The organism is Oceanirhabdus sp. W0125-5, assembly GCF_027938815.1.
GTDB lineage: Bacteria > Bacillota > Clostridia > Clostridiales > Clostridiaceae > Oceanirhabdus.
Map to the genome: position 1 here is coordinate 1,101,513 of NZ_CP115913.1, position 14,481 is coordinate 1,115,993.

Sequence of the window (14,481 nt, forward strand, 5' to 3'; positions counted from 1 at the left end):
TAATATAGAGTTTCTCTAAAGAAACTCTATATTTGTAATTATTTCGTAAACTTTTAAAAACATTAAATTGATATAATTTAATTAAGATGATGAATTAGAAATTATGAGGTGAGATGATGAATAAATTAGTAGCTTTAGCAGTAAGTACAAGCGTTATAATGAGTATTGTTGGTGGCATTGGAATTAATCAGAAAGTTAGTTTAAATAAGAATGAAGTTACTAAAAAAGTTGTTTCAATTAATGATATAGAGAGCAAGGTTGTTTCTTTAAATTATAGTAAAATTAATGAAGATAAAAATTATATAAAATATATGAGAACAAGCTTACTTGAGGAAATTAAAATTATAGATAGAGATAAGGCTATTAAGATAGTTGCTGATAAGTATGATTACGATGAAGGGCAGCTGACAGTTGGGAAAATGAATAATAACGTATATTTAGTTAATTTCTTTGATGATACAGAAAGTAGTAATATCGTGAATTTATTCTTGGTTGTTAACGGAGAGGTAATTGACAAAAAGTATAATGAAGATAATACATTATCAGTTAGTTTTGTTGATAATTTTATGAAATATCAAGAGGTTGATCCTGTTCAAGAATATTTAGAGAGTATCATTGTAGCAAATCAAGAGGGGGATGAAACTCTTGTAGCACAAGGAATATCTACAATGTTATATGTTAAAAGTGGATATGATATGAAAAATGTTGAGGTTAGAAAAATAAATAATAGCATGTACATTGCAGATTGTATTAACAATAATAAAAAAGAAAGATTAACAATTATGGATGGAAAAATAGTTGTTGAGAATAAACAAACACAGGTTTTTAGTGCACTTAATTAAATGGAGAATGGTGAATTGAGAATGGAGAATGATGGACATTTCACTCCGTGAAATTCTAATTGTATTGTTCTTTGGAATATAAGGTTTTACTCGTTTCATTTTGAATGAAACATTGCAGCTTGATTTTTAATTTTAAGTAGAAGAATAATATAAAAAACTGATTATAGATTTTCTATAATCAGTTTTTTTATTCTTTAGAAGCATGCCCAGCCAAGTTGATTTTTGCTAACTGTATGCGTAAGTGAGATACTCATGTAGCAAGTGAGCTAGTTCATTTATTTTGAATAAATATCAAATTATAAATACATTGTTTTATATAAGATAAAATAAGTGAAAACTATTTGCCTAAAGAACAATAAGATGTAGCTTCTGACCTTAGTCAGAAGCATCCATCATTATACGTTATCCATTATCAATTATCCATTTGTTTCTAAGCACGGATATGCCCGTGCTTTGTATTACTCTCCCATGAATAACTTAATGTCATCTTCAACAGTTCCGATTCCAGCGATTCCAAATGTATCAACTAATACTTTTGCTACGTTTGGAGAAAGGAATGCAGGTAATGTTGGTCCAAGGTGAATGTTTTTAACACCTAAGTGTAATAATGCAAGTAATACTGTTACAGCTTTTTGCTCGTACCAAGCGATATTGAATGAGATTGGTAGATCATTGATGTCTTCAAGCTGGAATACTTCTTTTAATTTTAAAGCAATCACTGCTAGTGAGTAACTATCATTACATTGTCCAGCATCAAGAACTCTTGGAATTCCACCGATATCACCTAAATCTAATTTGTTATACTTATATTTAGCACATCCAGCAGTTAAGATTACTGTATCTTTTGGTAGTTGTGCAGCGAAATCTGTATAGTAATTTCTGTTCTTAGCTCTTCCATCACATCCAGCCATTACGAAGAATCTCTTTATAGCACCAGTCTTAACGGCATCAACAACTTTGTCAGCTAAAGCAAGAACTTGGTTATGAGCGAATCCACCGATGATTTCACCTTTTTCAATTTCAGTTGGAGCTTTACATTTCTTAGCATGAGCGATAATTGCTGAGAAATCTTTGTTTCCTTGTGCATCAGCTTCAATATGCTTTAATCCTTCAAATCCAACTACACCAGTAGTGTAAACTCTTTCTTTATAAGATGCAGTAGGTGGAACCAGACAGTTTGTAGTCATTAAAATAGGCCCATTAAACTTCTCAAATTCCTCATTCTGTTTCCACCAAGCATTACCATAGTTACCTACAAAGTTATCATATTTCTTGAATGCAGGGTAGTAGTGAGCTGGTAACATCTCTGAGTGAGTGTAAACGTCAACTCCAGTACCTTTAGTTTGTTCTAATAATTGCTCTAAATCATGAAGATCATGTCCACTGATTAAGATTGCTGGGTTATTTCTTACACCGATATTAACTGAAGTGATTTCAGGGTTTCCGTAAGTTGAAGTATTAGCTCCATCTAAAAGTGCCATGACATCAACAGCAAACTTACCAGTTTCAAGAGTTAATGCTACAAGTTCATCAGCAGATAAGCTATCATCAAGTGTAGCAGCTAGTCCTTTTTGAATGAAAACGTTGATTTCAGCATTATCGTGTCCAAGGTTATTTGCATGATGTAAGTATGCTGCCATACCTTTTAGACCATAAGTGATAAGTTCTCTTAAAGATCTTACATCTTCATTTTCAGTTGCTAGAATTCCAACAGTTTCAGCTTTTAAGTGTAAATCTTCTAAAGTTGTAGCACTCCAAACAGCAGCATCATGTACATTGTTATCTTCAGTTTTACCTGTGAATACAGTTTTTAATTTATCAAAGAAAGAAGTTGTCTTATTAAAGCTTTCAACTCCAGCAGCTTCTAAAGCACTTTTGATTTCTTCTCTTAATTTTAAACCTTCTCTAACTTTTTCGATGATTACATTCTCGTCGAAGTTAGCATTAGTAATTGTTGTAAATAAACTATCCACAACAAATTTGTCAGCATTTGCAACTGCTATATTATTTTCTCTTGCCTTATTGTTTAACAAGCTAATTCCTTTTGCAACATAGATTAATAAGTCTTGTGATTTTGCAGTTTCAGGTGATTTACCACACACACCTACTTTAGTACAACCTGTGCACCCTGCAGCTTCTTGACATTGGTAACAAAACATACTCATAATAAAATCCCTCCGTATAATTTATAATTGATTAATTTGAACATTTACTTTTCGTTTTTGTTTTTCTCTTGCGTGTTATCTTATGAATACATTATATGAATAATTTAAGTTTAAATCGGTAACGAGAGTTACAGAAAATAAAAAGTTATAAAAATATTATTTAATAAAATAGGATAAATATTTTATTAACAATAAATTTTATATTCAATGTTTAAATTATAGTTACTTTAATGGAAAGATGTATTTATAAGTGGATGATTATAATTATTTATAATAAAGTACAAAAACATATGTAAAATATCTTGTGTAGTGGTATAATATACCTGTTAAGCTTGATAAAAAAATATCAAACTTCATGGGTTTATTAATTTATAGGGATAGAGGGTGTGTTTATGAGCTTTATCAATTTTACGGAAGCAAGGTGTAAAAATTGTTATAAATGTTTAAGAAAATGTCCTGTTAAGGGGATAAGATTTAAGGATAATCAAGCAGAGATTGTTGAGGAGAGATGTATAGCATGTGGTAGATGCTTTGAAGTGTGTCCTCAAGAGGCAAGAAAAATTGATAGTGATTTGATGAAAGTAAAAGAGAGCATAAGCAGTGGAAAGAAGGTAATTGTTTCATTGGCACCATCGGCTCTTGCATATTTTGATATGAGTTTTATAGAGTTAATTTCAAGAATTAAGGGGTTAGGGTTTAACAAAGTGAGAGAAACAGCAGAAGGAGCCCAATTTGTTATTCAAAAATATAGAGAACATGTTCAAGAGAGTGAAGATAAGATTTTTATAACAAGCTGCTGTCCTTCAATAAATTATTTAATCAGAATATACTATCCGCATTTATCTAAATATCTTATGCCTTATGAATCACCAATGGTTGTCCATGGTTTAATGATTAAAGAGGAAGAGCCTAATGCTGAGGTTGTTTTTATTGGTCCTTGTGTAGGAAAGATGATTGAAAAAGAAAAATTAAATGGTAAAGATAGTGTGGATTACGTTATTACATTTGACGAATTAAAGACATGGTTTGAAGAAATGCCTGAGTCAAAATATGAAATAGATGAAAGTATAAGTGGAGATATAACAGAGGGAAGAAAATTCCCTGTTGATAGAGGAATAGTGATGGGATTATCTGAAACTTTAAATAATAAAGGAATAAAGCCATATGTTGTTGATGGTTTCCATAAGAGTTTAGATGTATTCAATAGTCTTTCTAAGGGAAATCTTAAGAATGCTTTTATAGAAGCTAATATATGCATAGGTAGTTGTATAGGTGGTCCTAGCATGGGAATAAAGGAAAGGGATTTCTATGAAAGTAATGATAAGGTTGAGCGTTTTATTGAAGAAAATTATAAAAATACCTTGGAGAGTCAAAGTTTACTAGGGACAAATGATTATTTAAAGGGGCATATAGAATCACCTATTTATGAAGAAGAAGTTTCAAGAGAAGAGATAAACAGAGTTCTAAAAGAGATGGGAAAGAATAATGAACAGGATAAATTAAATTGTGGAGTTTGTGGATATCCAACTTGTGAAGCGAAAGCAATTGCTATAATCAGAGGAATGTCTGAGAAAGACATGTGTCTTCATTTTATGAGGAGTAAAGCTGAGAGTCTTAGTAATATAATATTTGAAAATACTGTTAATTCAGTAATAATAGTTGATAGTGAATTGAATATATTAGAGATGAATCCTATAGCTCAAAAAACTTTTATGGCAAAGATAGATGATTATAAAGGAATACCATTAGCGACATTAATGGATGATAGTGATTTTAAAGAAGTGCTTAGAACAAAAGTTAATATTGAAGGAAAGACTGTTGAGAATCATCAATATGGAGTAGTGTTTAAACAGAATATATCATATCTAGAAAAAGAAGATATCTTGATTGGGGTAATGATGAATATTACTGAAGAGAAGAAAAATAAGAATGAATTATATGAGGTGAAGAAAAAGACACTTGATGCAGCTCAAGAAGTAATTGAGAAGCAGATGAGAGTAGCACAAGAGATTGCAGGCTTATTGGGAGAAACAACAGCAGAGACAAAAATTATTTTAAATAGACTTAGAAGAGTTGTTGCTGGTGAGAATGGAGCTGAGAAGTAATGGAGTTATTTGTTGATGTAGCAAGTAATAGTCTTAATAAGGTTAATGAAGAGTTATGTGGAGATAGGGTAGAAGTAGTAAAAGATGATGATGTAACAATCGTAGTGTTGGCAGATGGTTTGGGTAGTGGAGTAAAAGCCAATATACTTTCAACATTAACCACAAAGATAGCTGCCACAATGATAAAAAATGGTGAGGATATATTTGAAACTGTAGATACAATAATAAATACATTGCCTGTTTGTTCTGTTAGAGGTGTGGCATATAGTACCTTCACAATAGTTATTATGAATAATAATGGGAGAGTATATCTTGCTGAATATGATAATCCGCCATGCTTCTTACATAGAAATGGTAGAAGTATTGATATTGAAAGAGAAAAAATAAATATTAATGGTAAGATTATAAAAGTCAGTGATTTTACAATGTTAGAAGGAGATATACTTACATCAATCAGTGATGGGGTTATACATGCTGGTATTGGGGAAGTTCTAAATCTTGGGTGGCAATGGCCTGAGGTTAATCAATTTTTATCTAAGGTTTCACAAGGTAAAAAGTGTGCTAAAAATATAAGTAATAGTTTGTCACAAACATGTTTTGATCTATATGGAGGAAGACCAGGAGATGATACTACTGTAGTAACTATTAAAGCAAGAAAGCCCGAATATGTAGATTTATTTACAGGCCCACCAGAGAATCATGATAAGGATGAGATTATAGTAAAGAAATTAATGGAGGGTAAGGGTAAGAAAATAGTTTGTGGAGGTACAGCGGCTAATATAACTGAGAAGGTTCTACATAAGAAGCTTAAGGTTGATATGTCCTGTATGACTGCAGATTTACCACCTATAGCATATCTTGATGGTATAGATTTGGTTACTGAAGGAGTTCTTACATTAGATAGAACAGTAAAAATTATAGATAAACTAGAGGTTGGAGAGATAAGTGAAATTAACATAGAAGATCCAAATGGGGCAGAAATTTTAAGTAAAATTCTTGTGGATGACTGTACACATTTGACTTTATGGGTTGGAAGAGCAATAAATCCAGCTCATCAAAATCCAAACTTTCCAGAAGGGCTTAATATTAAGCTGAATATTGTGGATAAGTTGATAAAAAGTATGGAGAGATTGGGGAAAAAGGTGAGAATAAATTATTTCTAGCAACAGAGTGCTAGAAATAATAATGTAGAATGGTGAATGTAGAATGGAGAATGATGGACATTTCTCTTCGAGAAATTTTAAATTTGTTGTTACTTGAACAATATAATTTACTCCTTTCATTTTAAATGAAATATTGTACTTGAAAAACAAGATTGTGTAAGATGATTAAACTTGAAAGATATATTTCTTTATGAAAAAAATGTTTACTTAGTTTGATTGAATATAATAAAAGATTAAATTTCAAAAGTAAAAAAGTTGGAAACGGTTTATTGTTGCCAACTTTTTTCATTGAATTTAAAAGTATGGATTATAGTTGAATAGTAGAGGTGATTGGCATATCATAAGTACAATATTAAGATAAGTTAAAAACTATTGTCCTAAAGACCAATAAAGATGTAGGTTCTGACTAGGGCAGAACCATCCATCATTCTCCATTCACCATTCTCAATTCTCCATTATGGTTTTATTACGGGTTGTTTTTATCAGTATTAGGTTTCTTAACATCATTTGCTTCGTTACAGCTTACACCCATTTTTTTAGGTGTATAATGTGTATGAAGAAGTTCATGTGCTTTAGCACCATATACCTCTCCTATATACTCATCATAAAGCTTTTTAATATATGGATTTTCATGAGATTTTCTTAATTCTTTATTTGCATCTTCTATATAAATTGCTTCAATTCTCTTTTTAAGTATATCAGAGTCTCCATAGATATATGGTTGACCTCCACCACCAATACATCCACCTGGACAAGCCATTATCTCAATAATATGATATTCAGCCTTGCCTGTTTTAATATCATCTAGAATCTTTCTTGCATTTCCTAGTCCGTTAGTAACGGCTACCTTAACAGTTGTGCCATCAACATCGATTGAAGCTTCTTTTATACCTTGATATCCTCTAACATCTTTAAATTCAATTGGATCACTAGATTTACCAGTTACCATTTCAGCAGCAGTACGAACAGCTGCCTCTAAAACTCCACCGGATGCAGCAAAAATATCTCCAGCACCTGACGATACTCCTAGTGGATTATCAAAATCTTCATCTTCAAGAGATATAAAATCAATACCAGCTTCTCTAATCATTTTAGCTAGTTCTCTTGTACTGATTACTATATCAACATCTCTATTCCCCTCATATTGCATTTCAGGACGGTGAGCTTCGAATTTTTTAGCTAAACAAGGCATAACAGATACAACTACTATTTTACTAGGATCTATGTTCATTTTTTCAGCAAAGTAAGTTTTAGTTATAGCACCAAACATCTGATGAGGTGACTTACATGTTGAAGGTATATCTAACATGTCTGGATAGCTGTGTTCAAGAAGTTGAATCCATCCAGGACAGCAGCTTGTTAAAATAGGAAGTTTTCCTCCATGTTGTAGTCTATGAACAAACTCACTAGCTTCTTCCATGATAGTTAAGTCGGCAGCAAAATCAGTATCAAACACATTATCAAAACCTAATGCTCTCAAGGCAGCTACCATTTTTCCAGTTACTATTGTTCCAGGTTCATAACCAAATTCCTCTCCTAATGCTACTCTAATAGCAGGAGCTGTTTGAACTACTACATATTTATCTTTATCATTCAATGCATTCCAAACATCAGGTATATAATGAACTTCTGTTAATGAAGCAGTTGGGCAAACAGATACACATTGACCACAGAAGGTACAGTTTGTTTCTGCCATTGGAAGATTAAATGCTGGTGCAACAACAGAATTAAAGCCTCTATATACGCCTGATAGTACTCCTATTTGTTGAACTTCATTACACATAGTTTCACATCGTCTGCAGTAAACGCATTTTTCCATATCTCTAATAATAGAGTAGCTGGAATTATCAATTTCATATGTAGCTTTTTTACCTTGATAAGGAAGTTCCCTTACACCAAGCTCTGCTGCAAGACTTTGAAGTTCACAGTTTAAATTCTTTTCACAAAGTAAGCATTCATGAGGATGATCAGATAATAAAAGTTCAACAACACCTCTTCTAGCTTTTATAGCTCTAATGGAATTTGAATTAATATTCATTCCTTCAGTTACAGGAGTTGAGCAAGCAGGTGCAAGATTTCTTCTACCTTCTACTTCAACTACACATACTCTACAAGAACCAGGATCATTAATCGTTCTATCGTCATGAAGCTTAAAATAACATAAGGTAGGAATATTAATATTAAGTTTATTTGCAGCTTCAAGTATTGTTGCACCTTCGTCTACTGTTATTTGTCGTCCGTTTATTGTTAAAGTTACTTGATTCAAAATTTTCACCTCTATTTCTCTTATTTAGTTATAGCGTTAACTGGACAAACTTGATAGCAAGTATCACATTTAATACATCTTTCTTGATCTATAACATGAAGTTGTTTAAGTTCGCCATCAATACAACCAACAGGACATTTTTTAGCACATCTAGTACAACCTATACATTTATCTGTGATAAAGTATTTAGATAAGCTCTTACAAGTTCCAGAAGGACAAGATTTATCTCTTACATGAGCTTCAAATTCTTCTTTAAAGAAATTAAGGTTACTTAATATTGGGTTAGGAGAGGTTTGACCTAATCCGCAAAGTGATGTATCTTTAACCATGTTAGAAAGCTCTTTAATAAGACAAAGATCTTCTTCAGTTGCTTTTCCTTCAGTCATTTTTTCTAGAATTTCAAAAAGTCTTGTATTTCCAATTCTGCATGGAGTACACTTTCCACAGGACTCATCTAAAGTGAATTCTAGGTAGAACTTTGCTATATTAACCATACAATCATCTTCATCAAGTACAATCATTCCACCTGAGCCCATCATGGAACCGATTTTATTTAATGATTCATAATCTATAGGAGTATCCAATAAAGAAGATGGAATACATCCGCCGGAAGGTCCTCCTGTTTGAACTGCTTTAAATTGCTTATTATCTTTAATGCCTCCACCTATCTCAAAAATTATCTCTCTTAAAGTTGTTCCCATAGGAACCTCAACAAGACCTACATTATTAATCTTGCCTGCTAATGCAAAAACTTTTGTACCCTTAGAAGTTTCAGTTCCTATTGAACTAAACCATTCAGGCCCATTGTTGATAATAGCAGGTATATTAGCAAGAGTTTCAACATTGTTAACGCATGTTGGCACTTGCCACAATCCTTTCTGAGCAGGGAATGGAGGTTTGTTTCTTGGTTCTCCTCTAAACCCTTCAATAGAGTTGATAAGAGCAGTTTCTTCACCACATACAAAGGCACCTGCTCCATATTTTAGATCCATATCAAAGTTGAAACCTGTTCCTAAAATATTTTTGCCTAAAAGTCCCCATTCACGAGCCTGATTTATTGCAGTCTGTAATCTATCAATAGCTAGTGGATATTCAGCTCTAATGTATACATAACCTACACTAGCACCAGTAGCGTATCCAGCTATAGCCATAGCTTCAATTACACTGTGGGGATCTCCTTCTAAAATAGAACGATCCATAAATGCGCCAGGGTCACCTTCATCTGCATTACAAACTATGTATTTTTGAGCGGCTTCATTTATCTTTGTAAAATACCATTTACGACCTGTTGGGAAACCACCGCCACCTCTTCCTCTAAGTCCTGAATCAGTAATTAACTGAATAACATCATCTTGAGACATTTCAGTAAGAACTTTACCAAGAGCTATATATCCTTTTTCAGCAAAGGCTTCTTCAATTACTTCAGGATTGATAAGTCCACAGTTTCTTAATGCTATTCTGTGCTGCTTTTTATAAAAAGACATTTCATCTTGACGCTTTACCTTTTGTTTTAAAGTTGGTTCTTCGTAAAGAAGTGAATCAACAACTTTTCCTTCACATAAGTGTTCTTTTACAATGGTTTCAGCGTCTGATGGTGTAACTTTTACATAGAAAACATTATCAGGGTCAATTTTCACAATAGGACCTTTTTCACAGAAACCAAAACAGCCAGTAAGAGAAACTGTAACTTTATCTTTTAGTCCAGCTTTTTCAATTTCATTATTTAAATTGCAAATAATTTCTTCACTTTTTGCAGATTGACATCCTGTTCCGCCACAAACTAAAATATCTCTTTTGGTTATTTGAGAAGTATCAGAAATGTCCACTTCTTCATTTCTTCTTAACTTTAATAAGTCACGGTATTTTTCATATGTTTTTTGAAGTTCTTGGTATGAACTAATCTTATTCAATGATATATACCTCCTATTCTCCATATTCTGCGAGAACTTCATCTACTTGTTCTACAGTTACATGACCGTAAACTTTCTCGTTTATGGTTACAACTGGTGCTAATCCACATGCACCTACACATCTAAGTACTTCAATAGTAAACTTTCCATTAGCAGTTGTTTGACCTGCCTTAATTTGCAGCCTATTTTCAAACTCCTTTAATACGTCCTCAGCACCTCTTACAAAGCAAGCAGTTCCCATACATATACTTATTACATATTCACCTCTAGGGACAGTTGTAAAGTAAGAATAGAAAGTAACTACCCCGAAGACTTTTGCAGTTGGTACATGAAGCTTTTCGCCTATGAAGTCCTGTACTCTATCAGGTAAGTATCCAAAAATTTCTTGAGCTTTATGAAGAACTTCAATTAAAGAATCTTGGTTTTTTGGACGAGCGTTAATGAAGTCTTCGAGCTCTTTAAATTTTGATTCTGTTAGTTCGTTACGACATGTCTTATGACTCACCAAGTTATACCTCCTTATATTAGTGTAGAATTATATTACCTCAACTTTATGTTGTGCTATCTATAGAAATTTATCCAAAATAATGATTTTTTAAATATGCAAATTTAAAATCTTAGAATACAGTAATTATATAAACATAACTGTTAAAAAAGTATAATAAAGGAATTTAGAGCACTGCTACTATTGAGGAGGTTTTATTTTGAAATATAAAAGATTGAGAGAAGATTTATTAGTTTTAAGATTGGAAACTGGAGATAAAATAAGAGAAAGCATAATGAAATGTTGTTATGAAGCTCATGTTAATTGCGGAAAAATAAATGGTATAGGAGCTGGCGAGGACTTTAAGTTAGCTGTGTATAGGAAAAATAAGAAAGCTTATAAGAGAAAGCGATTTAAAGGTGAGCATGAAATAGTATCCTTAAAGGGAAACATAACTTTAAAGGATAACAAACCATATATTCATCTTCATATATCAATAGCTAATGAAGATATGAAATTATATGGAGGTCATCTTGAAGAAGGAACAATTACAGCGACAGCAGAAATATTTATTAATATTATTGAGGAAGAAAGAATTAAGAGAAAGTATAATCAGCCATTAAATATTTATTTAATGGATATTTAGTAACTTTTTATTAACTTTATCGTATATATAATGCTTAAATAATTAAATAATTAAATAATTCTTAAATTTGTTAAAGAACTCTTTACAAATAGAAAAAAAAGGTATATAATATCATTGACAATAAAGAGGTATTAAGTACCGTTTAATATATTTAAGTTTAAATCATAATAAGGGGATTAATATTCGACAAAAATGATTGAAAAATTAATAAAATATAAAATAATTGAGAGGGAGAATTATGGGAAATAGTTTATCTAGAAAAAGGGAAGTTAGTATTCTAACATTTGGGGTAATGATTTTAATGATACTTGCAATAGCATTTGCACCATTGATTTTAGATATGGTTGCTACAAAAGTATATGCAACTAAAGGCACAACAATTTATTATCCAAACAATACATTTTTATTTACAAGTAAATTATATTTTTCATTCTTAGGAGCTACAATACTTGGGGTAGTATATTTAGCTGTTAAAGAAATTAAAACAAGATTAAATAGAAAATAATATATTATAAGGTGCACTATAAATTTATAGTGCACTTTTTTGTGCTTAATTTTAATAATATCATATATATGGAATATATTAGTAAAAAGGCGTATAATAATGTTAAGTATCAAAATATGGGGGATGGCATATGGGGAAAATAAATATTGTAAAAGTAGAAAACAAAGCTCAAGAAAAAGCATTTATAAAACTGCCAAGAATTATTTATAAAGATGATGATGCTTATGTACCTAACTTTGATTTTGAAGCATTAAACACAATAAGGGGAAAGAATAATACTATCAAAGAAAGTGGTCCATTTGAGCACATACTTGCATATGGAGATGGAAAGCTTTTAGGAAGAGCAACTGTGGGGATTAATAATGACATTAATCAATCTAAAGGGATTAAAGAAGGATATATTGCTTTATTTGAATGTTTTAATGACAAAGAAGTAGCAAATGAGATATTCTCTTATTGTATTAAATGGCTAAAAGATAGAGGAATTGATAGGGTATTAGGACCTCTCTCATTACCTAATGGGGAAGATTATAGAGGCGTTTTAATTGACAATTTCCAAGATCCAACTTTGGTTATGAATACATATAACAAACCATATTATAAAGAACTTTTTGAGAACTTTGGTTTTAAGAAATATTGGGATTGTTACGCTTATAAGTATACTGTAAAAGATGGATTACAGGAGAGATTCGGTAAGCTAATTCCATATGCTATGAAAAAATATGGATTCACAGTAGAACCTATGGACATGAATAATATTGATAAAGAGGTTAATGATATAAAGACTATAATAGACAATGCTATGCCAGAAGAATGGATGGAGTTTATACCACCAGATGATAATCAAATAAATATTATAAGAAAGCATTTAGTGAAATTAATTGATCCTGATCTAGTATATATGGCTAGGGATGAGAAAGGGGAGCCAATAGGATTTAATCTTGCTCTGCCTGATTATAATCAACCTTTAAAAGAAATTAATGGACGAGTTCTTCCTTTTGGATTAATTAAATTTTTATTAAGAAGAAAAAAGATTAATAGAATGAGATTATTTGTTTTATTTGTAATTCCTGAGTATAGGAAAAAAGGTGTTGCAGGAGCTATATATTATAATTGTTTTAAGGCATGTGAGAGAAAAGGATATGATTATGCTGAAGGTTCTACAATTTGGGAATATAATGATGTAATGATGAGAGATGTTGTAAAAGCAGGAGCTAAGAAATATAAGACTTATAGAATTTATGAGATGAACTTTTAATAAAACCGTAATGGAGAATGTATAATGTATAATGGAGAATGTAGGATGGTTCTGACTGGGGTCAGAACCTACATTTATATTGTTCAAGAAACAAAATAATTTTACTCGTTTCATTTTGAATGAAACATTGTATAGAAATACAACATTTATACATAGGAAAGGTTGAGTGACATGAAAATAGAGCGTCTACTGGCAATAGTAACATACCTTTTAAATAGGGATGTAGTTTCTGGAAAAGATTTGGCAGAGAAATTTGAGGTTTCAGAAAGAACTATACAGAGAGATATTGAAAGTATAAACCTTGCAGGTATACCTATTATATCAATAAGAGGTAGTAATGGTGGATATAAAATTCTAGACAACTATAGATTGTCAAAACAAACATCTACTGAAAAAGATTTGGAATGGATTATGTTGGCGTTGAATAGCTTGAATTCTGTAATGGAAGACAAAAACATATCTAATACTTTAGAAAAAATGAAATCAATAGGTAATTCAAAAGTATCACCTAATATTACTGTGGATTTTGGTGTTGCAAAAGAAAATAAGAAAGTAGTGGAATTCATCAAAATAATTGAAAATGCAATTTTTAATAAAAGAAAAATAGAATTTTCATATATAAATGCAGAGAATTACGCCACAGTGAGAATTGTTGAACCTATTTCACTTAAATATAAGTGGTATTCATGGTATCTGGTTGCATACTGTACAGAAAAGAAGCAATATCGTATATTTAAACTATTGAGAATTGAAAATTTAAAAAAAACAAATTTACAGTATGAAAATACCCATGAAGATAATCCGAATTTATTTGATGATTTGATGAATAATGATAAAAGAAAGCCTATTGATATTGTATTTAGATGCAATAAGGGTATTTCCACAGCGGTTTCTGAGTATATGCCTGGTGTAAGATTTACAGAAATGGCTGGAGATAATTATAAAGGTGAGCTAACTGTATTTGAAAGTGAACGGATGTGGTTTGCTTTCTTATTAAGCTTTGGAGCGGACATTGAGGTACTGGAACCTGAACACCTAAAAAGAAGGTTAGTAGAGCATTCAAGGAAAATAATAAGTAAATACGAAATACCCGACATATAGTTGTCGGGTATTTTGTTTTATAATAACGTTAGTTTA

At 31.4% G+C, this 14,481-nt stretch carries 11 protein-coding genes; 7 read left to right on the forward strand and 4 right to left on the reverse strand.

Translation table 11 applies throughout. From position 1 onward, the window contains the following. The first annotated feature begins 116 nt into the window (after positions 1–116). Positions 117–842, forward strand: a complete 726-nt coding sequence (locus OW730_RS05395; RefSeq protein ID WP_271228043.1) for a hypothetical protein — start codon at positions 117–119, stop codon at positions 840–842. A 458-nt stretch (positions 843–1,300) separates the two neighbouring features. Here the strand turns inward: OW730_RS05395 and hcp are convergent, their stop codons facing one another. Beyond that, positions 1,301–3,007 (reverse strand): hydroxylamine reductase, encoded by a 1,707-nt coding sequence (gene hcp / locus OW730_RS05400; protein ID WP_271228044.1) that lies wholly within the window; start codon positions 3,005–3,007, stop codon positions 1,301–1,303. A 392-nt stretch (positions 3,008–3,399) separates the two neighbouring features. Here hcp and OW730_RS05405 point away from each other — a divergent pair, with 392 nt between their 5' ends. Continuing rightward, entirely contained in the window at positions 3,400–5,112 is a 1,713-nt protein-coding gene (locus tag OW730_RS05405; RefSeq protein WP_271228045.1) for a [Fe-Fe] hydrogenase large subunit C-terminal domain-containing protein, read from the forward strand. Next, entirely contained in the window at positions 5,112–6,275 is a 1,164-nt protein-coding gene (locus tag OW730_RS05410) for a SpoIIE family protein phosphatase (RefSeq protein ID WP_271228046.1), read from the forward strand. Before OW730_RS05405 ends, OW730_RS05410 begins: the two co-directional genes overlap by 1 nt. Before the next feature lie 466 nt (positions 6,276–6,741). Here the strand turns inward: OW730_RS05410 and OW730_RS05415 are convergent, their stop codons facing one another. From OW730_RS05415 to nuoE, 3 genes are read right to left on the reverse strand one after another with little or no spacing between them, the layout of a single operon-like run. Further along, positions 6,742–8,541, reverse strand: coding sequence for an NADH-dependent [FeFe] hydrogenase, group A6 (locus OW730_RS05415; RefSeq protein WP_271228047.1), 1,800 nt, complete (start codon positions 8,539–8,541; stop codon positions 6,742–6,744). Between the two features lie 20 nt (positions 8,542–8,561). Continuing rightward, positions 8,562–10,451, reverse strand: coding sequence for an NADH-quinone oxidoreductase subunit NuoF (locus OW730_RS05420; RefSeq protein WP_271228048.1), 1,890 nt, complete (start codon positions 10,449–10,451; stop codon positions 8,562–8,564). Positions 10,452–10,464: 13 nt separating this feature from the next. Continuing rightward, positions 10,465–10,956 carry an NADH-quinone oxidoreductase subunit NuoE gene (gene nuoE / locus OW730_RS05425; RefSeq protein ID WP_271228049.1) on the reverse strand — a complete coding sequence of 164 codons (492 nt, stop codon included), beginning with the start codon at positions 10,954–10,956 and terminating at the stop codon, positions 10,465–10,467. 199 nt (positions 10,957–11,155) lie between these two features. Between nuoE and OW730_RS05430 the strand changes: the two genes are divergently transcribed. The 4 genes from OW730_RS05430 (at position 11,156) to OW730_RS05445 (ending at position 14,445) form a co-directional block, all read left to right on the forward strand. Further along, positions 11,156–11,581: a PPC domain-containing DNA-binding protein gene (locus tag OW730_RS05430; protein WP_271228050.1), complete on the forward strand. Its 426-nt coding sequence runs from the start codon at positions 11,156–11,158 to the stop codon at positions 11,579–11,581. Positions 11,582–11,819: 238 nt separating this feature from the next. Continuing rightward, complete coding sequence (locus OW730_RS05435) at positions 11,820–12,086, forward strand: hypothetical protein (RefSeq protein ID WP_271228051.1); 267 nt, start codon at positions 11,820–11,822, stop codon at positions 12,084–12,086. A 130-nt stretch (positions 12,087–12,216) separates the two neighbouring features. Continuing rightward, on the forward strand, positions 12,217–13,344 hold the full coding sequence (locus OW730_RS05440; RefSeq protein ID WP_271228052.1) for a GNAT family N-acetyltransferase: 1,128 nt from the start codon (positions 12,217–12,219) through the stop codon (positions 13,342–13,344). 171 nt (positions 13,345–13,515) lie between these two features. Then, complete coding sequence (locus tag OW730_RS05445; RefSeq protein ID WP_271228053.1) at positions 13,516–14,445, forward strand: helix-turn-helix transcriptional regulator; 930 nt, start codon at positions 13,516–13,518, stop codon at positions 14,443–14,445. Positions 14,446–14,481: the final 36 nt, after the last annotated feature.

Bases quoted from the DNA above. Each gene is read 5' to 3' on its own strand.
- OW730_RS05395 (WP_271228043.1), top strand. From the start codon at position 117: ATGAATAAATTAGTAGCTTTAGCAGTAAGTACAAGCGTTATAATGAGT.
- hcp (WP_271228044.1), bottom strand. From the start codon at position 3,007: ATGAGTATGTTTTGTTACCAATGTCAAGAAGCTGCAGGGTGCACAGGT.
- OW730_RS05405 (WP_271228045.1), top strand. From the start codon at position 3,400: ATGAGCTTTATCAATTTTACGGAAGCAAGGTGTAAAAATTGTTATAAA.
- OW730_RS05410 (WP_271228046.1), top strand. From the start codon at position 5,112: ATGGAGTTATTTGTTGATGTAGCAAGTAATAGTCTTAATAAGGTTAAT.
- OW730_RS05435 (WP_271228051.1), top strand. From the start codon at position 11,820: ATGGGAAATAGTTTATCTAGAAAAAGGGAAGTTAGTATTCTAACATTT.
- OW730_RS05440 (WP_271228052.1), top strand. From the start codon at position 12,217: ATGGGGAAAATAAATATTGTAAAAGTAGAAAACAAAGCTCAAGAAAAA.
- OW730_RS05445 (WP_271228053.1), top strand. From the start codon at position 13,516: ATGAAAATAGAGCGTCTACTGGCAATAGTAACATACCTTTTAAATAGG.